The sequence below is a fragment of the Paenibacillus sp. H1-7 genome (assembly GCF_022354825.1).
Taxonomy (GTDB): Bacteria; Bacillota; Bacilli; order Paenibacillales; family NBRC-103111; genus Paenibacillus_S.
This window is the reverse complement of the sequence record NZ_CP031168.1, coordinates 7,710,617-7,735,064: the sequence shown is the minus strand read 5'-3', so window position 1 is coordinate 7,735,064 and position 24,448 is coordinate 7,710,617. Positions and strand designations below refer to the sequence as shown.

Below are 24,448 nucleotides of genomic sequence, written 5' to 3'. Positions count from 1 at the left end.
CATATGCCTATATAAGGAGGAAAAACAATGCTTTGGCAGGAAGGCCGCAGCAAAATCAGTGCGGTCCTTGTTTTTGTGCTGTTGTTCAGCTTATTGATTCCAGTGATGGTATTCGGTGCTCCAACAGTTCAGTTTAAGGACATAACTGATTCGTATGCTCAGAAAGAAATTAGTAGTTTAGTCGATCAAGGGGTCATAAGCGGGTATGAGGACGGTTCGTTTCAACCTGGTAAGGTTATGAGCCGCGCTGAATTGGCGAAAATTATCGTTTTATCTCTCGGTTTGCAAGAAAATGCCGATAAAGCTGCAGCTTTTCAAGATGTAGATAAGAAAAGCTGGTACAACGGTTTTGTAGGCGCTTTGGTTGAATCAGGGATAACGCAGGGGACATCGGAAACGACGTTTTCTCCTGATGCAAAAGTAACGAGAGAAGAACTGGTTGTATTTTTTATCCGTGCAATGGGGCTGGAGGAAACAGCCAAGAAAGTACCAGCAGATAGCAAGCTGAGCGACTTGAAGGAAGTCTCCAGTTGGGCTCAAGCCCAAGTATCGCTTGCCTTCAAAATCGGCTTCGTGAACGGAATCGAGAGTGGCGACGGTTCTTTGAAGTTCAGCCCTAAAGATAATGCTGACAGACAAGCATTGGCCCGGTTGGCTTATGAGTTTAAAACCAATAAGGCTAAGTTTGTCAATAAAGCAAATCAATTAGTAAATCTTGACGAGGCAGTTATCAGCTCGTTGTCGGCTGTAAGCAACACCAGCGTAGAGGTTGTTTTTAATAAGGAAATGACTTCGATCAATGCAGCGGATTTTACATTCGATAACGGCCTGAGTGTTACAGCAGCAGAGATGAAAACAGACAGCAAAACCACAGCTATTTTGACTACTAGCGTACAAGCAGCAGGAGCCTTGTACAAGCTGAGCTATAAAGGTAAGGATACAGGGATAACCTTTACAGGATTTGCGGTAATTGGCGGCTTTGGTGGTGGAGGCGGAGGCGGCTCCGGAGGTTCCAAAAATACAAAGTCCGACTTGGAGAAATTGAATAGCGGCGGTACGTATGAATCGCTCAAGATTACATCGTCAGGAACATTGGGACCTGCTGATGGAGCAGGTAAAACTATTGTTAGTGGTACATTGACCTTGGATCCTGGAGCCGAGGGAGAAATAACGCTTCAAAATGTTGAAGCAAACAATATTGTAGTTGCTTCGGGAAGCCCTAATTCAATAAAACTGCAGAATACGATTATAAAGCAATTAAGAGTAGCTGCAACCGCTCAAACGAACCCGGTTCGGATTGAAACACTGCATGGTGCCACGGTGACCAATACGGAAATTCAATCGAATGTAATCGTAGAATCAACGGCTGGAAGCCTTGGAACGATTAAAGTTGGATCTGGTGCGGCAGGAAAACAAATTGAATTAAGAGGAGCTATCACAGGAGATGTTACAGTAGATGCACCAGGTTCGTTGATCAGACTTACCCCTCCGAAGGCTGGAGGAACAACCTCTGTCTCGAATTTGAACATCTGTGCTAATTCAACGATTACTGTAGGCACAGGTACTGCTTTAAGTAACGTAAGTATTACGAGTCCTAATACATCGCTTGCCTTGACCGGCGAAGGAGAAATCCGATCCGTTACGGTTGCTAAAGAAGCTGAAGGTTCGAGTTTAAATCTGCCTAAAGCAGGAACAATCATTTCTACAATCAACTTGCATGCGAATATAAAATTGGATGGCGATGCAGCGGCTATTGGATCCGCTCAAATCGTAGCCGCACCTGGAGTGAAAATAGAAGCGCCGAAAACGCTGATAGATTTGCTGAAGGAAAAGGCGAGTCAAGCTATTGCAGCCATCGGAGAGTTTACTGAGTACTCAGCAGAGCTAGAAGCTCGTATTATCGCGGTAGAAACTGTTGCGAAAAATGCAATCTTGCTCGGAGTGCCGGAAGCGGATATTACTGGTTTCTCGACTAAGTTAGTTGATGCCAAAAGAAAAATAACAGCATTTGCACTGGAAGCGGTAAGTAAAGATCTTAAGATCGGTTTTGCTGATAATGATTCCAGTACTGCTGTTACCCAAAATATTTCACTTCCGATATCCGCTCCTAGAGGGATTAAAATTCATTGGGAAACCTCAAATGAAGCAGTGGTAAGCAATAATGGTGTCGTAACTCGGCCGGCTATTGGCGAAGCAGATGCACAAATTATTTTGACAGCTACACTGTCTAAAAGTAATCAAGAGCTTAACAGAGAATTTGTGATTATCGTATTGGCTCTAAAGTCATCTGAGCCACCTGTGCCAACGTTGGAATCCTTAATTTCTGATGACAGCAGCGTTGTATTCCAAACTTACGGTGAAACAAAACAATTAAAGATTAGCGCTAAATATTCCGATGGATCAACCCTTATAGTAACTAAAGATGTTGAATATAACAGCAGTAACCCTTCGGTAGCAACGGTGAGTTCTGAAGGTATTATAACGGCTAGGGCGAATGGAAATACTGATATTACTGTTAGTTATGAAGGAAAACAGGTTATCGTACCTGTTACTGTAAGTAATTCTGATGTTTTTGATGCACCGCAATTAATTGCTGATGCTGGTGATGGTCAAGTATTGTTGAGCTGGAATAAGGTAGGGACTAACGTAACCTATAACGTTTACAGCTTTATGAGTGATGGGTGGAAAGCTCTCGCATCCATAACAGGAACAACTTATGCTGTAACCAGTTTGAATAATGGAACTACATATGACTTTTATGTTAAAGCTGTTAAGAACGGTGTAGGCAAAAATTCAAATGTGGTTAGTGTTAGTCCCATGCAAAAAACTCAAACACCTACGGTTACTGGAAATGTATATACCAACGGGTGGATGCTTAGTGGCATTGCAGAAGCTGATTCTTTTATTAAATTAACCCAGAAAGACGGAACCTATTTAACTAGTGGTTATGCAAGATGGGACGGAACATTTTTCCTTAAGCAAAATATTTACGATTCTTACATTAAGCTTACGTTAGGAGAAGAGCTACAGCTTACAGCAAAGACTTCCAATAAGAGGACAAGTGATCCTGTCATAGTTACTGTTAAAAATGTAAAGGGTCAGACTAAACAACCAACAGTTATTGGTGCAGTATATGAGACAACAAATCGAATCTCAGGATACGCTGATCCAGGAGCTCGTGTTACGTTAAAGAATGAGGCAAATGGATACACGATATCCGAAACGGCTTCAGATTATGATGGTCAATATTATATTTATCCAGGGCAAATGAAAATTGGAGATCAACTAGCAATTAGTGCTACAATGGTTGGACAAGTAACAAGCGACCCGGTGAATGTATTGGTACAAGCTTTACCGAAAACCGAGAAGCCAACTGTAACCGGAAACGTGTATACCAATGGATGGTTGCTTAGCGGTAAAGCGGAAGTAGGATCATATTCGACGGAAATTAGGTTGTCCAAGCAAGATGGCACAAATGTAGCCATTACCAATGCTAACAGGGACGGTTCGTTCACCATTCAATCAAATTTTAGCTACAATTCTAACGTAAGTCTTTCGGTCGGAGAAGAACTGTTGCTTACAGCACAGATATATGAGAAAAAGACAAGTGATCCTGTAAAAATTACAGTACTGAACACGACGGGTCAAACTCAAGCGCCTACTGTTACCAGTGTTGTTTATGAAACAATGACGGGAATCAGCGGAAAAGCAGAGCCAGGGACTTATATTAGATTAATGATTGGATCCAGCGGCAGCATTGCTGATGTGACTACCGCGACATACGATGGACGCTATACTTTCAATATGTCCCCATGGCGATATAGCGAGGGAACTCAACTATCACTGACAGCAATTTTGATTGGAAAAGCAACAAGTGACCCAGTGAATGTAACGGTACAGGCTGCACCGAGAACTGAGACGCCAACCGTAACCGGAAACGTATATACCAACGGCTGGTTGCTTAATGGCAAGGTGGAAAAAGCAACATCTCGGACGGAAATTTGGTTGTCTAGGAAAGATGGAACATATGTAGCTAATGTCGATGCTAACTGGGATGGTTCGTTTACCCTTCAGTCAAATTCTAGCTACAACGTTAATGAAATGTTTTCGGTAGGGGAAGAACTTCTGCTTACAGCCAAAAATTATTACAAAAAGGTGAGCGACCCTGTAATAGTCGTTGTACAGGATACAGCTGGTAAAACTAAAGCGCCTACGATCACTAGTGTTGTATATGAAAGAATGACGGTAATCAGTGGATATGCAGAGCCCGGGGCTATTATAAAACTAAAGGTTGGCCCTAGTGGCTACATTGACAATATCACGACAGCAAACTACGATGGAAGCTATTACTTCTATATGTCGCCTTGGCGATATACCCAGGGAACGCAGCTGACACTGATAGCTGATGTACTTGGAAAAGCAACAAGCGATCCGGTTCAAGTAATAGTACAAGCAGATCGATAACTGAGACGCTAACCGTGATGAAAACCGTATATTCCAACAGCCCATAATTAACGGTGATTTCTAAAGCAATGTTTAGTCGGGATAAAGGTCACTGATAAGGATTATTTCACTGATTCCAATTACTCGAAAAGAAGCAAATTATACAACTATATAGCATCAAAAGAGTAAAAAATAAGCGACTTCTCGGTATGCGAGAAATCGCTTTTTTTCAATTTTGCTTAAATGAAATTAAAAAAGACCCGATACCGAAGTATCGGGTCTTACTTCATCATATTAGTTGATGAAGTTTGCTTTGTTCAAGAAACGCTTCAGCATAGTAGCCGATTGTGCGCGAGTAGCTTGGTCTGCGGAACCGATAGTGTCATCAGTCATACCGTTGATCAAACCAGCATTGATCGCAGCAGCGATTTCTTTTTGAGCCCAAACAATTTTGTTGGCATCTTTGAACTTGCTCAATACGGATTGAGGATCCGTTACGCTTGTGGAAATGTTAGCATAGTTCATTGCACGGATAACCATAGCTGCCAATTCTTCACGAGTGATTTGAGCGTCAGGACGGAATGTGTTGTCTTCATAACCGTCGATGATACCAGCATAAGTAGCAGTTGCTACAGTGCTTGCATACCAAGCATCGGATTTAACGTCTTTGAAAGTGCTAGTAGCAGATTTCTCAGTCAAACCAAGGGAGCGAACTACCAATGCTGCAAATTCAGCACGAGTGATGTTGCGGTCCGGTTGGAATGTTGTATCTGTAGCGCCATCAACAACCAATTTGTTAGCAAGAAGCTCTACATCGGCTTTGGACCAATGGGAAGCAACGTCAGTGAAGCTTTTGTTGGATTCAACCACAGTGTAGATGCTGCTGCCGTTACGTTTCAGAGTTGCAGTCGTTTTTCCATCGGCAGTTGCGAAAGTGGAAGGAACGAAGCTGAACTTCTTCGTAGTTTCATTGAACAATACACCAGTTGTTTTGCTGGAGTCAACATCTTTGGATACGTTGATAGTACGGGAAACATAAGTTTTACCAAAGTCTACAGTCGCAGTTTTGCTGCCGTTGTCTACTGCTACAACATTGAAGTCAACAGCGTCAGCTACTTGAGTACCACCCAATGCTGTTGCAGCTGCTTTCACAGCATCCGCAGTTGCGCCAGTTACTTTAGCAATAGATACTTTGATCTTCATGTCCTTAACATCAACACCAAGTGCTTTTGCAAGATCGTCCAATTTCAGTACAGAAAGAGGAAGAGTTAAAGTACCGTTAGCGTTTTTGATTACAAGTGTTTTGCCGGCTTTCACAGCGTCTACAAGTGCAGAAGCTGGAAGAAGAGCAAGATCACCGGAAAGCTCCAATGTAACAGTATCATTGTTAGCCAAGGAGTTAGTCAAAGTGTAAGCATCTACGGAACCATCACTGGTTACGGAGATAGTGCTGCCACCACCGTAGTAGCCGCCGCCACCGCCGCCACCGCCACTGCTGCCACGACCAGAGCTCGTGTTGCTTACAGTAGCGTAAACAGAGTCTCCTACGGATACTTCATTGTTTTTGTAGACAGTAGTGTTTACCGTCAAAGAACTATAATAAGTACCAAGCTTAAGGTCATTAATTGCGTAGTGCCAACCTTTGCTGTCATAAACATTGTTATAAACAGCAGCTTTTACAGAAGTGATAAATGCGCCGCTTGGGCTATAAACGTTGACGTAAACTGCGTCACCTGCACTGTAATCCAAGTAAACATCAGAGTATACAGTACCAGTTACAGCATTGTCCTTGTAAGTCAAATTAGAGAATCCAGTAGCAGCAAATGCCAGTACAGGAACCATCATTGCAATAACAAGCATTAAAGATAGCATTGCAGAAGTTTTCTTAACAAAATTGCGATTCAACACCAGGTTTCTCCTCCTATTACTTTCTCTACTTGATCCGTGTTGCATGTTAGAATTCGCCATTATCGTCAGTCACCTCCTTTCTTGACAGAATAATATAACAAGGCAAAAGCCTGTGTTAACAAAATATTAAAAACACAAAACTCATTTTAACATCTATTATCTAGTAATGGTAGCATTTTGAAGATTTTTTTGATCCCAAATATTAGAACGTTATTTAACCGAAAAAGTTGCGTTCACAAGCCTGTTAATTTCATCCTTTTCTTTAGAATCTTTTGCGATGAGCTTATCGTACAAGGCTTGATCGTTTTTATTTTGTTTTTGCAGGGAGGCAAGGTACCATCTTGTCATCTGTTTGTTCTGTTGATCATCGAACTGATCGTTCAGTTGAAACTTCAAGAAAGACTCCGCTGTATCGTATTTACCATTCATAAACTCAATCTGCCCCAAGGTAAAAGCCATGTTCTTCGTTAATCCAAATGCCCGACCTTGTATCTGCCCCTTAGGCAACGCTTCTAATTCCTTAGATTTTTCCAAAACCATATTGTAAACTTGAGAAGCTTGTGCCCAATACTGTTTGGCTTGAGCAGTATTATTTGAATTCAATGCCCGATTTCCTAGATCGAAATTGAGCAGAATGCTCTTTTCGTACATGGTAATATCCCAAGGGAAATTAATAATTTCCTTGTTAATAAGCTCCAAAGCAGTTGGAAGCTGTTCTTTCATTGCCAGAGCATACACTTCTTTATCAATGAGCTGTCTGTTGTAAGGTTCTTTTGCACGAGTTGAATGGATAAGATTCAAAGCCTCATTATAGAATTTTTCATCTTTTGTCTGATCGAAAGCCTGCAAAAGAAATTCGATTTTATAAGATGCATAGTCCGGATGATTTGGGCTTACTTTCAAGGCCTCATCTAACGGAACGAAAATTTCGTTAATGCTTTTCTTAGCGTTAGTCATAGACAATGCCGCATTGAAATTGCTGTTGGCGTTTAGTAGCTGCGCTGAATTAAAAAACATAATGATTGAAACAATAAGGACTAAAGACGGGTAGATCCATTTATATTTACTAAGATTGCTAAAAGCTTCGTTGGTTTTTAATGTTGTAATTTGTGAAATCATTGCACCTAGAGATAAGAATAGCACTACACCTAAATATACATAGCTTAAATCAAAGTCCATCATACTATGAATTAATAACGAAACTGTGACAATTAGTAAAACAAAACGAATATCGTCTGATTTTTGTCTTCTATCTCGAATAAATAAGGTAAACACGGCTCCGACTATGATCAATAAAACCAAAAATCCGACTATACCTACTTCGACAAGGTATTGTAAAAAGAAATTATGTGCTTGTCGGCTAACATAAGGGTTATTCTGATATTTTTCATATAAAGCAGCCCAAGCTCCGCCGCCTGCACCGACAACAGGATGATCTTCAAATAATTTGAAAGCATCTTTATAAAAAGTACCGCGTTCCAAAACACTGTTCTGTTCAAAGTTTATCGTTTCAATCCGGTTTTTTAAATTATCTGGCAAAATGTTTATAAATCCTGTGTTTAACAGCAAGAATATTCCAATAGAACCGACAATGATAGCCGTGATCGGAATGTATATATTTGCAAATCGTTTTTGATTAATGTTCGTGAATCTGATTTCTAGTCTAGGAGCTATATATTTTTGAAGCAGCAGACAGATAATCGAGAAAATCACCGAAACTAGAAGTAGTGTTGTCCAGCCGCTCATAGATAATGAGCTATCGAACTGATTAAACACTTGTACGCCAATATCTGTTATTTTCTCTAAAATCAGTAGTGTAAGAATTGATGCTATTAAAGAGTAAATAATGATAATTATTTGACGATAAGGTTTTAAAGCAATGAATACGAGCAAAATTACTACAGGAAGTATTACCAATGCTCCCCTCGATAATGTAACTAAAAACGAAACAATAATGGGAATAATCATGAAAGAATGATAAAGAGTTATTGACCACTTTTTTGAAATAGAAACTAAATAAACGGATGCGATCATTAGAGCAATTAAGAAAGCTGCATATGAATTAGCATATTGAAAAACAGAAGTCAGCCTTACACCATTCGCATCACCCATTACAGCATCACGATAGTAGTTCAAACCTGGCATGTCGGTAGAAAACCATTTTATCAAAGAGTATGCCGATTCTTTGTTTCCAAACCAATTAAGTAACCCGAACCAAACGATAATATAGCCCGTGGCCATGATTCCATTAATAACGATGGAAACGCCTAGCTTTTCTCTACAGAGTAAGTAACCGATCAGGAAAAATGTCAAATAGACAACCTGGATAAGAAGCATATTGTGAGAAAAATAATCCGAAGCAGCAAAAAATGATGAAATAAAGTAAGATATTGGGATCAACCAAATACCAATCGCAAGAATGTCTGCAAGGGTAGTCAATTTCCAGTTGTAAAATACGTAGATTGATATTAAGAACAGGATAATGGAAGACCAGACAAGTGTTGTGTATATAGGTCTTTCGAAGTCAAATGTATTACCATTAAAAAGTCCTTTTTGGAAAGGTGCCCATACTAAAAATATAAGCGTAACAACTGAAAGCAGCCAAAAAATAATGGACTGCTTTTGGGCACTATTCGACTTTATAGAATTTGACGAATACTTGTGCTTTATTTTCTCTCGTTCCATGATTACTCTCCTTTTTAATCAGAAATATCGACAATAATCTTACCATAAACGGAGAAGTAATCCTACTTTATAAGTAACAAATACCAGTATATATACAGGATATATATACTTCTGGTAATTAACTTTCGTATCTGTTAAAATTGCTTCGAGGAATTTCGTCATTTTTTATGATATGGAAGGGAATGGAAACGCCATGAAAAAAGTAAGAAAAGCAATTATTCCTGCCGCTGGACTAGGGACTAGATTTTTACCCGCGACTAAAGCAATGCCAAAAGAAATGCTTCCAATTGTTGATAAGCCAACTATTCAATATATTATTGAAGAAGCAATTGAATCTGGTATAGAAGATATAATAATAGTTACTGGAAAAGGGAAAAGAGCGATCGAAGATCATTTTGACCATTACCTGGAGCTAGAACAGAATCTTCTAGCCAAAGGAAAGCTCGACTTATTGAATGAGGTTCAAAAACCTTCTAATGTAGAGATTCATTATATTCGCCAGAAGGAACCAAAAGGTTTAGGGCATGCAGTGTGGTGTGCTCGAAAGTTTATTGGTGAAGAACCCTTCGCCGTACTGTTAGGTGATGATATTGTTCAAGCTAATAAGCCGTGCATCAAGCAAATGATAGATTTATATGATGAATATCAGTCTTCGATTATCGGAGTTCAACCAGTCTCGTACGACGAGGTATCGAGATATGGGATCGTTAATGGAAAAAGTGTTGCAGAACGAATTTATGCAATTTCCAGCTTAGTTGAAAAGCCGAAAAAGGAAAATGCACCTTCCAATCTGGCTATCTTAGGAAGATATATACTTACACCAGAAATATTTAATATCTTAGATAAACAAGATGCCGGAGCTGGTGGGGAAATTCAACTCACCGATGCAATTTCGGAGCTAACCAACCTTGAAGAGGTGTATGCATATAATTTTGACGGAACAAGATATGATGTGGGCGAGAAGCTAGGGTTTATTAAAACAACCTTGGATTTTGCCCTAAATAGAGAAGATCTTAAAGATGAGCTTTTGAAATATATAAGTGAGATATACGAGAAGAACAATGTTGCAGTAAAATAAAGTGAAATAATGGAGGAAGTATGGATCCATTAGTTAGCGTTGTTATTCCTTGTTATAACTATGGGAAATACCTAGAGGATGCTGTAGATAGTGCTTTAGCTTCAACCTATAAACATATCGATATAATTATTGTAGATGATGGTTCTACAGATCAATATACGTTACAGGTATTGGAGCAGATTAAAAATAAACCCAATACTCGTGTTGTTTCAAGGGAGAATGGTGGATTATCTGCAGCAAGGAACACAGGGATTTCAAATTCGAATGCAAAATATATTATTACATTAGATGCAGATGATGTTATAGAAGCTACTTTTATTGAGAAGGCAGTTTGGATTCTTGAGAATAAGAAGGAAGTTTCTTACGTGTTTTCATTGGTCCAATTATTCGGCGAAATTAATAAAGTCTGGTATACTTTTGAAGCCTCTCTACAGTATTTAAAATTTAGAAATGTTGTTCCTGCTACAATAGTCATAAGAAAAAGCTGTTGGGAACATGTTGGTGGATACGATGAGTCAATGCGTGGTGGATATGAGGATTGGGAATTTATTTTGCGTCTTTCCAAATCACGCTTTTTTGGCTTTCATATTAACGAAGTATTGTTCTATTATCGGAAGCATACGGGAAGTATGCTAGAGGGATCTAAAAAGAAAAATAAATTATTAAGAAAATATATTCGAATGAAGCATCCGAGATTGTATCGGTTTCTTTTCTTACAGTTTACTTTCTTTTTATTATTAGAATTCCGAAGAAGAGGTAGTGGAACGATAGTCAGATTTAAAAAAATATTGGCTGCAAAGACTCCTATTTTAATTAAAGAGTTTATAAAAAAGAAATATTATAAAGATAAAAGCAAACTATTTAATTTGGAAATAAATACACTAAATATGGAATCTATCAGACAAAAAAAAAGACAGGATAAAACAACTGTCCTTGTAATGTTACCTTGGTTAAATGTTGGTGGAGTCGAAAAAGTTTTCTTTCAAATTATCGAGTCTCTGCATACCAAGTATGATTTTATTATTGTCACAACTAAACATTCAAATCATCCGAGGGAAGCTTGGTTTAAACCTTATGTTAAACAATTATACCACTTAGATGCTTTTCCTACTAATGATACTGATAGATTATTGTATTTAATTAATATTTTAAAAAAACATGATGTAAATATAATCCATATATCTAATAGTCAATTTGGCTATAATTTACTTCCTTATATTGATCGAACGTACCCTGACATAAAGATAATAGATACTCTTCACATGGAAGAACCATGGGCACCATGGGACTTTTTTGACTATTCGATACATTACAAACAGTACATTGATAATACAGTTACTTTAACTCAGTCTCAAGCTGAATCACTTCAAAAACACGACCCGAAGATTGTAAGTAAATTAATAGTGATTTCGAATGGAATCGAAATGAAAAATACACCAACTGTAACAATTAAACCGAGCATTTTTACCGTTGTGTTTATAGCAAGATTGGCTTATCAAAAGCAACCATTGATTTATCTCAATATAGCAAGAGATTTCAAACGAAAATTTCAAGATGTACCTGTCAAGTTTCATATATATGGCGATGGTGAATTGAAAAACAAAGTTGAATATTATATTCATCATTGGAACTTAAAAGAAATTGTGGAGGTTTTCCCGTTTAGTAATGATGTGGAGAAAGCGTTTCAACAATCACATGTTCTTATGATGCCTTCTATTCGAGAAGGGCTACCGATGATTGGACTCGAAGCAATGAATCAAGGTGTCCCGATTATAGCTTCAGATGTTCCGGGCTGGAATGATTTGATCATTCATGGAGAGTCTGGATTTTTATGCAGCAATATTGATGATTATATTAAGTATTTAGATTTGTTAATGAAAAATAAAGAAATGTACAGAAACATAGTTAACAATGCAAAAATCAGACTTAATGACCAATTTACGCTTGATAAGATGATTGATAAATATTCTTATCTCTATTCGAAATTTTAGGGATGAGGTGAATCTAATGTCCGCCAAAATAAAGGTTTGCCATATCAGCGAAGCGACTTCAGGTGGTGTATTAAAACATCTGGATCAACTAGCTAATTATATAAATAAAGATAGATTTGAACAAAGTTTTATATTATCTCCGATAAAAAATCCTAGTCTTAGAGACAAAAAGCTTTTTTTTGGTAATGAATTAATTACTATTGATATGACAAGGGATATATCTCCAATTAACGATTTGATTTCCTTAATTCGTATTATATTTTTTTTGAAGAAAAACAAATTTGATATTATCCATTGTCATAGTTCAAAAGCTGGTGTGTTAGGGAGAATTGCAGGTTTTTTAACTGGCCATAAAAAAAATGTTTATACACCCCATGCCTTTTCTTTTAATGATTTCAATTCAAAGATAAAGAATTTAATGTTTTCATCAATTGAGAGAATGATGTCATTTTTTTCAAGTACTATTGTGTGTGTGTCTTGGGGTGAGTACCATCAGGCAATCAAATTCAGGATTACTAATTCAAATAAATTAGTGGTAATTCCAAATGGTATTAATGAAGTCAAAAGCACTGCTATTATGAAAAAAGATGAGTGGTTACAAAGTATTGGTTGTAATGGGTTAGAAAAAGTCATTGTCTTTTCAGGGAGATTCAGTTTGCAAAAAAATCCTGAACTGTTTGTCAGAGCAATTAATGAAATGAAGGGTTCTGGTTTTGTTGCAATAATGCTAGGAAATGGACCTTTGTTTGATAGAATAAGTGAGATGATAAAAACATTACAATTAGAAGATAAAATTCGGTTGCTAGGAGAGGTAAGTAATGTAGATGATTATTTGAGGATCAGTGATGTATTCGTGAACGTCTCTTTGTGGGAAAGTATGCCATATGCTATCCTTGAAGCAATGGCCGTGGAAGTTCCTGTCATAGCAACGGATATATCTGGAACAACTGATTTGGTAAAGGATGGAGTTACAGGGTTATTGGTAGATCCCCAAAATCATATTGCTTTAAAAGATGCTCTGGAGTTGTTGATTCATGATAACGAGAAGCGTGAGAAGTATAGTCAGAATGCAAAAAAGTTGATTCAAGAGCACTACACTATCGAAAATATGATAGGTCAATTGGAAATGGTATATCAAGAGGGGAGTTAGTTAAGTGTACAAGTACAATGATATTATTAATATTTTATCACCGCATACATCGAACATATTGGTGGATAAAATTTTGTATTTTGAGCATGGCCAATATATCTACGCTCTTAAGAACGTAACGATTGCTGATATGGCATTCTTAAGAAAAGATACAAAACTTTATTCATCCAATTTGTTTTTAGTAATTGAGTCACTCTATCAAGCAATTATGCTATTTTGTGAGATAAGCAATTTGCCAAAAGAGATTATAAACGTGAATATGGGTGCTATAGATACAAGTATTCAGCCTGGGGACACAATTTGTATTGAAATTACAGTAATAGAAAAATCAGATCGTTTTATGAAGTTGGAAGGTAAATCCATGAAAGATGGACAAATTATTTTCAATCCAAATATTACGATAAAATTGATTTAGAGAAGAACGTTACGAATACTTAAGGTTAAAATAATTAAAATGGAGCATGATTATGGAAGCAAAATTAAATTTAATTTCAATAGTAATTCCTTGCTATAATCAGGGCCACTACTTAAAAGAAAATTTTGAGAGTATTGAAAATAGTACTTACCCATATATTGAAGTAGTTGTTGTGGATGATGGATCAACAAGCGATACTTCTAAACAAAGCTTGGCGGAATTAGAAGGCTATTTGATTAAAAACTCTAAGGTTAAGTTTATTAAGCAAGCGAATCAGGGGCCTGCAGCTGCGAGGAATAATGGGGTATTAGAGTCCTCGGGGGAATTTATTCTTTTTCTAGATGCTGATGATAAAATTGATTCAACTTATATTGAGAAATGCGTTTGGGTATTGACTAAGTACCCATATATAAGTTTTGTCTACCCGTCTGTTCAACACTTCGGTATGAGAGACGATATTTATCATTCAAGACCCTATAACTTTGAAAGTTTATTACTTGATAATTTTATCGTTGTATCATCAGTGATAAGAAGAAACGTATGGGAGGATACAGGAGGATTTGACACAAGTTTAAGTGGATATGAGGATTGGGATTTTTGGATCAGGGCCGGTGCATTAGGAATTAAAGGCTATTGGCTGAGAGAGCCGTTGTTTTTCTACCGCAGGAATGAGGCATCAAGACTTGTTTCTGATAATAATAGAAGACATCAACTTTTAAAAGAATTGCAGAAAAAAAATAGCGCGATATTTAATGCTCATTTCCAAAATAAATTTAAAAAGATAAAGCACAAAATAAAACAAAAACTATCTTTTTATAAATGGAAAGTGTTCGTTGGTTATGTGCGTATTACTTCAAAAATTCCAAAATCATTTAAAGATAAACTAAAGAAATATATTAAACCAATAATAAGAAAAATTTTTAAATATGAAGAAACCGGATATGCTCCAATTGAGCAAGTTCAGGTACTTGAAAAGACTCAAGTCGACGAAACAATAGAATCAGGTTACTTTTATAAAGAAAATATAAAATATTTAGATGTGTTTAAGTCATCAAGTACAGATAAGACAAACGAAAAAAATTCCATATTGTTTATCGTTCCTTGGTTAGTAGTGGGCGGGGCAGATAAAGTAAATCTTGATTTAATTCAAAAATTTATTGAAAAGGGCCATGATGTTCACTTGTTTACTACCCTCTCTCATGATCATCCATGGCATAACAAGTTTAAAGAAGAAGTGTCCCAAATTACTCACTTAGGAAATAATTTTACAATTCTTAATGAACTCTTAGATTATGTTAATGATTATATAAGAGCTAAGAAAATCCAAGTAATACAAATGTCAAATTCACAATTGGGATATCAAATTGCAGAGGTAATAAAAACCTGTAATCCTGATGTGAAAATTGTCGATCTAAACCATATGGAAGAGCCATATGCACCTTTTGATTACTTCAGATATAGTGTTAGATATAAAAATTGGTTTGATCACAGGGTTGTCATTACCCCGTACTTAAAGGAGGTAATGGTAAGAAAATATGGAGAGACTCCTGATCGTGTTACCGTAATTCCAAATGGTATTGAAGTGCCATCCAACTACGAGAAAACAGACTATCTAATAAAAAACCAAAAGCAGATCGTAGAAATAGGGTTTGTTGGTAGAATGGAAGAACAAAAACAACCTTTGGATTTTATTAAAACGGCAAGTATTATTTTGAAAAATTGTAGTAATGTCCACTTTACAATGGTTGGGGATGGTTCTCTTTTGAACCCCGCAAAATCTTTGGCCAAATCTCTGATGATAGATAGTCATATTGACTTTCTCGGGAGTAGGAATGATGCTCCCGAAATTATGAAAGAGAATATGCATATATTTTTTGCACCATCGATTAGAGAAGGCTTACCAATTGTGGGGTTAGAGGCACTCTCTTTTGGAATACCAATTGTCGCTACAGATGTTCCTGGATGGTCGGATCTGGTCATAAACGGAGAAACTGGTTTTCTAACACCGGTTAATGATTGTATAAAAATGGCGGATGTTTGTATAAAATTAATAAATGACCAGCAATTACGAGAAACCCTTTCTCGAAAAGGATATATTTTTGTCGAAGATAAATTTTCGTTAAATAAAACATCACAAGTTTATTTAGACATTTACAGCAGGCTGCTAAACAATAATAGCGTAAGGACAATGAGGTGATAAGAATGAAGAGCCTGGGTGTGATTCCAGCAAGGCTTGAATCGTCGAGACTGCCGGGAAAAGTCTTACTCGATATTTGTGGTAAGCCTATGATTCAACATGTATGGGAAAAAGCCATTTGTTCTCAGCTTGACGACGTTATTATAGCAACGGATTCAAATGAGGTTGTTGATGTAGCAAAAGATTTTGGGGCGAATGTATTTCTTACATCCTCAAACCATACGAGTGGAACAAGTCGACTGGTTGAGTTGTCCCAGAGTATTAAATCAGATCTATATATTAATATTCAGGGAGATGAGCCATTAATATCGCCTCAATTGATTAATGATTTAATTCAAGCGAGAAAATTATGTTCTTCTCGTAATATATTTACCGCGGCGAATAGCGCGTGCACAGAAGAAGAGTACCTTTCACCAAACGTTGTAAAACTTATAACGGATGTAAACATGGATGCAATCTATTTCTCTAGATCGCCTATTCCATATTATAGGAATGAAAACAGTAAGTTTAGCCCATTAAAACATATAGGAATCTACGGCTACACCTTTGACGGACTTCAGTATTACAAATCCTTTGGTGAGAGTCTTCTTGAAACAGTAGAATCTTTAGAGCAGCTCCGTTTCATTGAGAATGGCCAAAAAATCAGGGTCATAACAACGGAGTATGAAAGTATAGGTGTTGATACTGAAGACGATTTATTACGTGTAAGGTATCTATTGGATTCCAAATGAGGCGATAGCGATAATGAACGATTTAATTTTAAGAAAAATAAAAAAAATAAAGATCTTTATAATGGATGTTGATGGAACCTTAACGGATGGAACAATAATAATGGATTCAAATGGAATTGAATCAAAGCATTTTAACGTTAAGGATGGAATGGGCATTACTCTTGCCCATAAGGCCGGAATGTTAACAGGCATTATTTCAGCGAGAAAGTCAGAGATTGTTTCCCGTAGGGCACAAGAATTAAATATCACATATGTTAAGCAGGGTGTTTCTGACAAATTGGCAGCTCTTTATGAAATTCTAAATGAGACTGGATTTGAAAAGGAAGAAGCCGCCTTTATTGGGGATGATATAAACGATATCTCCTGTTGCAATGAAGTAGGCTTAAGCTTAGCGGTGTCGGATGCAGCTGATGAATTAAAAGAAATTGTTAATTATATATTATCGAAAGAGGGTGGAAAAGGGGCGGTTAGAGAGGCAGTTGAACTGATCCTCAAAAATAAAGAACTTTGAATCGAGGTTATTCGTAATGAATGAATTTATATCGAGAAACATCATTACTTTGATGATAAAACATAGAGAACTAGTGCTTCAATTTATCAAGAGAGAGCTTATTACAAAATACAAAGGTTCGTTTTTAGGTCGTTTTTGGTCAGTTATTACTCCTTTAATGATGCTTACTATATATACTTATGTATTTAGCGTTATATTTAAAGGGAAGTGGGACTTTGCAGTTACTAACAGTAAACAAGAATTTGCTATTACGCTTTTCTGTGGTATGTTGGTCTATTCAGTCTTTAGTGAATGTGTAACTAAGGCACCTACATTAATTACGAGTAATCCCAATTATGTGAAAAAAGTGGTTTTTCCTCTTGAGATTCTTCCTGTAAGTTTGTTAGGAAGTGCGATAGTTAACTTTCTAATTGGTTTGTGTATATTGTTAGTAGGGAAAATCATTTTTTTGGGCGGGATATCTTGGACATTACTGTACTTACCGCTTGTTTTGCTGCCATTAATTTTATTGTCTCTTGGACTTGCTTATATATTCTCATCATTAGGGGTCTTCTTGAGGGACTTGGAGCATTCTATAAATATTATTGTTCAGGCGTTGTATATGCTTACACCCATTTTTTATCCCGTAACAGCTGTGCCAGCTGAATTAAGAGGAATTTTATATATTAATCCAATGACTGGAATAGTGGAAAATGTTCGTAATGTGGTTGTGTGGGGAATCCAGCCGAATTTTGCAAATCTGGGTATCCAAATGATCGTATCTTTAATTATCCTGTTTGTTGGCTACTGGTGGTTTTTAAGAACCAGAAAGGGGTTTGCAGATGTCCTCTAACAGCGTTATAAAAGTTGAAAATATTAGCAAATGCTATCAGATATATGATTCTCCTCAGGATCGGTTAAAGCAATTAATTGCTACAGGCGATAAGAAATATTACCGGGAATTCTGGGCATTGAATAATATTTCTTTCGATATTAAGAAAGGAGAGTCTGTGGGGATTATTGGTAGAAACGGTAGTGGAAAAAGTACGCTTCTTCAAATAATTTCCGGGACCCTCGCCCCAACATCCGGAAATGTCGAAGTAAATGGAAGGGTTGCTGCTTTGTTAGAATTAGGGAGCGGTTTTAATCCGGAATACACCGGCCGTGAGAACGTCTTTTTAAACGGAAGTATTCTTGGTATACCCCGAAAAGAAATGGAAATAATATTTGATGAAATTGCTTCTTTTGCAGATATAGGCGACTTTATAGATCAGCCGGTAAAAACTTATTCGAGCGGTATGATGGTTCGATTGGCTTTTGCTGTTCAAGCATGTATTGAACCGGAAATATTAATTGTTGATGAGGCATTAGCCGTTGGAGATATGCTTTTTCAAAAAAGATGTTTTTCAAGAATGAAAGCCTTGGCTGAGAAAGGGACTACATTATTATTCGTTACTCATGATATCGAGTTAGTGAGAACTTTTACTTCTAGGGCTATTTTATTAAACTCTGGAGAAGTAGTTAAAGAAGGTCCATCTGCTGAAGTTGTTTTAGAATACCGTAGAAGAATGCATCAGGAAGAATCCGCTTATTTTCAAGGTTTACTTAGTAAACAAAATATTAACAAAGAAAATGTAAAGGAAGAAGATGAAACAAAAGCTATAACAAACGATTCTAATGGTATTGAAAGTGAAACGAATGACTTTGGAGATAAAGATTGTATCATTCAAGAGGTTATTGTCAGTGATTCTAAAGGTGAAAACTGTAGTATGTTTTACCCAGGAGAAGAAGTTATTGTTCAAATTAAATGTAAGGTTTTGAAGACTATGAGTCATTTGAATATTGGCATGCGTATAAGAAACAAAGCCGGTATGAAAATATATTCATGGGGATCATTAAATCAAGATATTGCTATTTGGAGCGGTAGGGCTGGAGGCAAAGATTTTTGGTCTGAAGAAGTCCCAAGAGGAACACAGTTGTTCGCAACATTCAAGTTTCAATGTAACCTTGGTGTCGACTTGTACGAAATTCAAGCTTATGTCGCTGAAGAAATGGACAAATATTATCACGAAGAAAGAATGTTACATTGGGTAGATGAGGCTGCATTTTTCCAAGTAAATATGAAGCGGCAAGAATATTTCTTTGGTGGAGTTTCCGATTTGCAAATGAAAACCGAAATAGTTGATAAAAATAATAAAAATAATGAAAAGAAAGGCTTTGTTTTATGAAAGAATTGAAGAACAATTTCGGAGATATTGAAGGTATAAAAAATACTATTTTAAAATTCTGCGGAATGGGTTCGATTTTAAATATTGGATGTGGTGAAGGAGTACTAGTACGGAAGTTATTATCATTAGGAATAGATGCTTATGGAATCGATTGTGACACGACCAGCATACAGTATTGCCAGAGTTTAAATGACAAAAGGTATAAAAATGCTTCTATTTATGAGATCCCTTGGGAAGATGAGAAATTTGAATTAGTTATTTGGACTAATTTAGGTTTGGAGATATGCTGGGAAAACATCAAATCTGCTATTGGTGAACTTTATAGGGTAGTCAATAAAACTGTAATAATTGTTCTAAATCAGGAGTGGGATCGAGAAGAAATTGAAAAAGTGTTTTTTGAATCAGGGTTTAGAAAACATCCCTTGTATTTGAAAAATAACTCTTTTGAATCTTTAGAAAATTATATAGATGGTTTAACTCTGGTTTTCGAAAAAAGACGAAACAATGACATGATAACAACCTTAACTAAAAATGATATGTTGCTAAGATCTGATCGAATCTCAGATATTATCTTAGCTGTTTATACAAAGACTCTTGAATATATTCGGCCACATGATAAAGTTATTGATTTATCTTGTAGAACTGGATTTGGTTCTGCCATATTGTGGGAGGGGTCCAATTCAAGTTTGGTTGAGGGAATTGACTTAAGTGTTGATAACATTAATTATGCTAATTATAATTATTTACCAAATCGTAAAACCTTACATTTTGTGCATATAAATGATGAATCTGAGCTTTTACAGATGTATGAGCCACATTCCAGAGATGTTTTGATTTGTATTAATATAGACAACTCATTTGGGACTAAAGAAAAGTTGGATCAATTTTTTATATTTGCTCATAAGGTGTTACGACCTGGGGGGAGGTTGATTGTTTCTTTTTCTAATCATCAAGGCAATCAATTTTTGATCAATTTATTTAAAGAACATTTTCATTTTCTAACAGAGAAATTACTTGGAATATCTAAAAATCCTCGAAGATGGCTTGATACAGAACAAAAAGCATTAGAATCTGCTGACTATATATTTATTGTTTCTTTATGTGATCCTCTTGTAAATAATGTTCCTTATCAAGAGACGGTACTTTGGAATAATGTTGACTATTCTAAGGGGCATGCACATGACTTTACTAAATCCTATAAATACCCTTGGATACAACATTCTATGGTCTCCATTGGGGTGAGGTCAACTAGCACTAGTGTTCTTAAAGATATAGCTGAGGAAATTATAGAAACTTCACCTCAAGCATTGGTGGATATCGGGGCTGCATTATGTATATTAGGATATCAAGTACTAAGTAAAGATCTACCAAACGCAGATGATATGATGGATATAATATTGAAACTGGAGAATTATGTCCAAAATGAGCCGGAATCTCCAATGCATATTCGATGGTTTATTTCGTGTAACTTCTTACTATCTCAATTACATTTAAAAATTGGAGATATTGATAAAGCGGTTAATTGTTTAAATAAATGTATAGATACAGATTTTATGGAGTTTTCCCCAGTTCTTGGAACAAAAGTGATACAATCAGCTGTGAGCTTAGGTTTAATTGAATTTTCAAGAGGTAACATTTCAAACTCGAGATATTGGTGGAAAAGAGCGCTTTATGAATGTGAAAGAGCTTTTAAATCTCAATTGAATGATTGGATTCAAGATATTGAAGAACCGTTAACATTCGGTCTTAGGGAAGCTTCACAAATATTAGATATTACCAGTCAAGCAGCTTATGCTCTTTGGATAACAGCAATAGGAAAAGATATAAAGGTCGGTACAGTTCATCAAATAATGGAATTCACAATGGGTTCGCAAATTAATACTAATAAATTGCTATTAAAAAATTTTGAGTTACAGAATCATCAGTTAACTGGTTGGATAGACGAGTTACAAGAGGCAAAATCGTGGCTTGAACAGAAGTGGACTGAGTCGAACAAATCTATCGAGCTTTTACAAAAAAATGTTTTGGAACTGAGAGACTGGATCCAGCAACTTGAACTGGGAAAACAATGGATTGAAGATCAAAATACTAAAAAAGATGATCTTATTAATCACAATCAAGAGCGCATAGAAGAACTTGAAAAGTATATCAAAAATTTAGAGGAAGCTCGTAATTGGAGTGGAAATAAAGTAACATCATTAGAAATGGAGTTAGCTAGTAAAGAAAAAATTATTAATGAGTTAATGAGCAAATTAGATAGTAATCATTAAAAATTAGAGAGGTAATTCTTATATGGAACAAAATAAATTTCAGTTAATTGCAGGTCCTTGTGTCATAGAGGATGAGGGACTGGTAATGGAAATTGCCCAGGAGCTTGAACGGATTTCAAAAGTAGTGAATATCCCGATAGTATTTAAAGCTTCGTACGATAAGGCAAACAGATCATCAGCAACTAGTTTTCGCGGACCAGGAATTACAGAGGGATTAAAAATACTTCATAAAGTTAAATCAAGAACAGGATTACCTGTTCTTTCTGATATTCATGAAACATCTGAGGTTGAAGCAGCTTCTGAAGTATTGGATATTTTGCAGATTCCTGCTTTTTTGTGTAGACAAACGGATTTGATATTGAAAGCAGCGGCTTCTGGAAAAACAGTCAATATAAAGAAGGGTCAATTCATGGCTCCGTGGGACATGAAGAATGTTGTGGATAAAGTTGAAAGTACAGGTAATAAAAACCTGCTTCTTACTGAGAGAGGAACATCATTTGGTTATAACAATTTAGTTGTTGATTTTCGTTCTTTTATGATAATGAGAGAATGGGGATACCCTGTTATTTTTGATGCTACTCATAGTATCCAAATACCTGGTGGAAATGGGACTTCATCGTCTGGTGAGAGAAAATATGTTCCTAGTTTAGTCAGAGCTGCAGTTGCATTTGGAATAGATGGATTATTTATGGAAGTCCATCCGAATCCAGATAAAGCACTTTCGGATGGTCCCAATATGCTGCCGCTTTCCGAGCTTGAAGGGCTGCTAAAGAAAGTTATAACGATTAATAATGTCCAAAGAGGGTTAGACAGGTGAGCTCTTTTAATGAAATAGTTCAACAAGTTATGAAACAGGAAGCAATGGGGATTATTGAGACAAGTGAAATGGTTGACGCGGATATTGAAGATATAATAAATACTATTATTACGTGTAAGGGTAAAATTGTATTTTGCGGTGTAGGGAAATCAGGATATATTGCTCAGAAAGTATCAGCAACTATGTCAAGTATTGGTGTAGAAAGTGTCTTTTTACATCCAGTTGAAGCTCTACATGGGGACTTTGGTATAGTAAGATCAGATGATGTATTATTCATGTTTTCAAAGAGTGGTGAAAGTCAAGAATTACTACATCTTATACCGTCTGTAAAGTTAGTACAAAGTAAAATTATTCTAATGACTGCTAAGAACGAGTCCAGTTTAAGCAAGTATGCTGACCTCGTGATCAAAATTCCCGACTTAAAAGAGGCTGATCCATTATTAATGGTTCCTTCTGTCAGTACAACGGTTATGTTAGCGTATGGAGATGCTATTTCTATCGCAATTATGCATGCCAAAAGCTTTACTAAATCTGATTTTTTAATTAATCACCCTGCTGGCTCAATTGGCAAAAAATTAAAACTTAAAGTTTCTGATATTATGAAGGTTCAGGAAGAAATCCCTATTGTAAGTTTTAAAACTAACTTAATTGATGCAATATTTGAGATTTCAAAAAAGGGTTTAGGGGCTACTGTGATCTATGACTATAAGTATTCTGACCAAATGGGAATAATAACTGATGGTGACATAAGACGTGTAATTGAGAAAAGAGGGGATATTTGGAGTATGACGGTTGATGAAATTATGATTAGCAATCCAACCATAATTCATCAAGATGCATATTTAGTAACTGCCCTAGAGTTAATGGAAGATAAAAAAATTACTATTTTACCTGTAGTTAGTAACCATAAGAGATTGGTTGGTATCATTCATTTACACCAAATATTACAAACCGGGATAAATTAATGGGTTCAATAATTTTCTCGTTAAATTAATAAAAATGTATTTCTATTTTGTTGCTTGGTATAATGGTTTTAATATATTCCGTAAATTATTATGAGGTGGTCAAAGTGAATCATAACATTATTATTTCAGTTGCAACTGTAATTAATAATGATTCTTCAATAATACAATCATATATTAATGAAACGTTAAAGATTCTTGCTAATAATTTTACAAATTATGAATTAGTAATAATAGATAATGGTTCTGTTGATAATTCAGCAATTATAATTAAAGAATTACAATCAAATTATTCCAATATTCGCCTAATCTCACTTTCAAAAAAATATGATGAAGAGTTTGCAACCGCTGCAGCCTTAGATAACTGTATTGGTGATGCTGTAGTTCTAATGGATACGAATTACGATCCTCCATCGTTAATACCATTACTTATTGAGAAATGTCTAGCTGGTTATGATTTAGTAATTGCCGAAAGAAATAATCGTGATGATGAATCATTTTTAGAAAAGATATCGGCAAAGATGTTTTATAAGATAAGTAGCTTACTAACTGGATATAATATCAATCCTAATTACTCAGACTATGTTGTTTTTAGTAGGAAAATGGTTAATTCCTTAGTTCAAATAAGAGATCGAAGCAGATATTTAAAGTATTTAAAACTGGAAGTAGGTTATAAACATACCACTGTTAAGTATAACCGTATATTGCGTGCGGGTAAAAGAAAAAAAAGAAATCTTTTATACTCTGCAAGTTTTGCGTTAGAGGTAATTTGTACAAATTCTGATAAACTTTTGAGGATTGCTTCTTTCACGGGACTATTTACAAGCTTTCTAAATTTAATGTATGTAGTATATGTACTATTAATAGCTCTCTTCAAAAAGGATGTTGCTGAAGGATGGACTTCCTCTTCTTTATTTAGTTCTGTCATGTTTTTTCTTATGTTTATGATCATGACAGTCATTAGTTTCTATATTTCATCTGTATTAAGAGAAACAAAAAAAGGACCTTTATATTATATTACAGATGAAACTAACAGTTCTGTTATTTATAAAAATATCGATAAAAAGAATGTAGTTTAGAAAG

Annotated in this window: 16 protein-coding genes; 14 read left to right on the top strand and 2 right to left on the bottom strand. The window is 35.9% G+C overall.

Translation table 11 applies throughout. The features are described from left to right. The first annotated feature begins 27 nt into the window (after positions 1 to 27). Entirely contained in the window at positions 28 to 4,464 is a 4,437-nt protein-coding gene (locus DVH26_RS34090) for an S-layer homology domain-containing protein (RefSeq protein WP_239630049.1), read from the top strand. A 273-nt stretch (positions 4,465 to 4,737) separates the two neighbouring features. Here DVH26_RS34090 and DVH26_RS34085 read toward each other — a convergent pair whose 3' ends face one another. Both DVH26_RS34085 and DVH26_RS34080 read right to left on the bottom strand, forming a co-directional pair. Beyond that, entirely contained in the window at positions 4,738 to 6,351 is a 1,614-nt protein-coding gene (locus DVH26_RS34085; RefSeq protein ID WP_345774024.1) for an S-layer homology domain-containing protein, read from the bottom strand. Positions 6,352 to 6,561: 210 nt separating this feature from the next. Continuing rightward, a complete protein-coding gene (locus DVH26_RS34080; protein ID WP_239630048.1) occupies positions 6,562 to 9,036 on the bottom strand; it encodes an O-antigen ligase family protein in 2,475 nt (824 codons plus the stop codon). A gap of 193 nt (positions 9,037 to 9,229) precedes the next feature. Here DVH26_RS34080 and galU point away from each other — a divergent pair, with 193 nt between their 5' ends. The 13 genes from galU to DVH26_RS34015 all read left to right on the top strand — a co-directional run bounded on the left by galU (position 9,230) and on the right by DVH26_RS34015 (position 24,444). Next, positions 9,230 to 10,114, top strand: coding sequence for a UTP--glucose-1-phosphate uridylyltransferase GalU (gene galU, locus DVH26_RS34075; protein WP_239630047.1), 885 nt, complete (start codon positions 9,230 to 9,232; stop codon positions 10,112 to 10,114). A gap of 20 nt (positions 10,115 to 10,134) precedes the next feature. After that, the gene (locus DVH26_RS34070; RefSeq protein WP_239630046.1) at positions 10,135 to 12,105 is read left to right on the top strand and encodes a glycosyltransferase; all 1,971 of its coding nucleotides are present in this window, start codon (positions 10,135 to 10,137) and stop codon (positions 12,103 to 12,105) included. A 16-nt stretch (positions 12,106 to 12,121) separates the two neighbouring features. After that, entirely contained in the window at positions 12,122 to 13,255 is a 1,134-nt protein-coding gene (locus DVH26_RS34065) for a glycosyltransferase family 4 protein (protein ID WP_239630045.1), read from the top strand. A 4-nt stretch (positions 13,256 to 13,259) separates the two neighbouring features. Continuing rightward, positions 13,260 to 13,670 (top strand): hotdog family protein, encoded by a 411-nt coding sequence (locus tag DVH26_RS34060; RefSeq protein WP_239630044.1) that lies wholly within the window; start codon positions 13,260 to 13,262, stop codon positions 13,668 to 13,670. Positions 13,671 to 13,722: 52 nt separating this feature from the next. After that, positions 13,723 to 15,867, top strand: coding sequence for a glycosyltransferase (locus DVH26_RS34055; RefSeq protein ID WP_239630043.1), 2,145 nt, complete (start codon positions 13,723 to 13,725; stop codon positions 15,865 to 15,867). Between the two features lie 5 nt (positions 15,868 to 15,872). Continuing rightward, positions 15,873 to 16,598, top strand: coding sequence for a 3-deoxy-manno-octulosonate cytidylyltransferase (kdsB, locus tag DVH26_RS34050; RefSeq protein ID WP_239630042.1), 726 nt, complete (start codon positions 15,873 to 15,875; stop codon positions 16,596 to 16,598). Between the two features lie 13 nt (positions 16,599 to 16,611). Beyond that, positions 16,612 to 17,109 (top strand): KdsC family phosphatase, encoded by a 498-nt coding sequence (locus DVH26_RS34045; RefSeq protein ID WP_239630041.1) that lies wholly within the window; start codon positions 16,612 to 16,614, stop codon positions 17,107 to 17,109. Between the two features lie 16 nt (positions 17,110 to 17,125). Continuing rightward, positions 17,126 to 17,941, top strand: coding sequence for an ABC transporter permease (locus tag DVH26_RS34040; protein WP_239630040.1), 816 nt, complete (start codon positions 17,126 to 17,128; stop codon positions 17,939 to 17,941). After that, positions 17,931 to 19,316, top strand: a complete 1,386-nt coding sequence (locus DVH26_RS34035; protein WP_239630039.1) for an ABC transporter ATP-binding protein — start codon at positions 17,931 to 17,933, stop codon at positions 19,314 to 19,316. The genes DVH26_RS34040 and DVH26_RS34035 overlap by 11 nt, the downstream gene beginning before the upstream one ends. After that, positions 19,313 to 21,586: a class I SAM-dependent methyltransferase gene (locus DVH26_RS34030; RefSeq protein WP_239630038.1), complete on the top strand. Its 2,274-nt coding sequence runs from the start codon at positions 19,313 to 19,315 to the stop codon at positions 21,584 to 21,586. The genes DVH26_RS34035 and DVH26_RS34030 overlap by 4 nt, the downstream gene beginning before the upstream one ends. Before the next feature lie 22 nt (positions 21,587 to 21,608). After that, positions 21,609 to 22,403, top strand: a complete 795-nt coding sequence (gene kdsA, locus DVH26_RS34025) for a 3-deoxy-8-phosphooctulonate synthase (protein WP_239630037.1) — start codon at positions 21,609 to 21,611, stop codon at positions 22,401 to 22,403. Then, positions 22,400 to 23,368 carry a KpsF/GutQ family sugar-phosphate isomerase gene (locus DVH26_RS34020; protein WP_239630036.1) on the top strand — a complete coding sequence of 323 codons (969 nt, stop codon included), beginning with the start codon at positions 22,400 to 22,402 and terminating at the stop codon, positions 23,366 to 23,368. Before kdsA ends, DVH26_RS34020 begins: the two co-directional genes overlap by 4 nt. A 104-nt stretch (positions 23,369 to 23,472) precedes the next feature. After that, positions 23,473 to 24,444 (top strand): glycosyltransferase family 2 protein, encoded by a 972-nt coding sequence (locus tag DVH26_RS34015; RefSeq protein ID WP_239630035.1) that lies wholly within the window; start codon positions 23,473 to 23,475, stop codon positions 24,442 to 24,444. Positions 24,445 to 24,448 lie beyond the last annotated feature (4 nt).

Coding starts and splice junctions, on each gene's coding strand:
- DVH26_RS34090 (WP_239630049.1), top strand. CDS start 28: ATGCTTTGGCAGGAAGGCCGCAGCAAAATCAGTGCGGTCCTTGTTTTT.
- DVH26_RS34080 (WP_239630048.1), bottom strand. CDS start 9,036: ATGGAACGAGAGAAAATAAAGCACAAGTATTCGTCAAATTCTATAAAG.
- galU (WP_239630047.1), top strand. CDS start 9,230: ATGAAAAAAGTAAGAAAAGCAATTATTCCTGCCGCTGGACTAGGGACT.
- DVH26_RS34070 (WP_239630046.1), top strand. CDS start 10,135: ATGGATCCATTAGTTAGCGTTGTTATTCCTTGTTATAACTATGGGAAA.
- DVH26_RS34065 (WP_239630045.1), top strand. CDS start 12,122: ATGTCCGCCAAAATAAAGGTTTGCCATATCAGCGAAGCGACTTCAGGT.
- DVH26_RS34055 (WP_239630043.1), top strand. CDS start 13,723: ATGGAAGCAAAATTAAATTTAATTTCAATAGTAATTCCTTGCTATAAT.
- kdsB (WP_239630042.1), top strand. CDS start 15,873: ATGAAGAGCCTGGGTGTGATTCCAGCAAGGCTTGAATCGTCGAGACTG.
- DVH26_RS34045 (WP_239630041.1), top strand. CDS start 16,612: ATGAACGATTTAATTTTAAGAAAAATAAAAAAAATAAAGATCTTTATA.
- DVH26_RS34040 (WP_239630040.1), top strand. CDS start 17,126: ATGAATGAATTTATATCGAGAAACATCATTACTTTGATGATAAAACAT.
- DVH26_RS34035 (WP_239630039.1), top strand. CDS start 17,931: ATGTCCTCTAACAGCGTTATAAAAGTTGAAAATATTAGCAAATGCTAT.
- DVH26_RS34030 (WP_239630038.1), top strand. CDS start 19,313: ATGAAAGAATTGAAGAACAATTTCGGAGATATTGAAGGTATAAAAAAT.
- kdsA (WP_239630037.1), top strand. CDS start 21,609: ATGGAACAAAATAAATTTCAGTTAATTGCAGGTCCTTGTGTCATAGAG.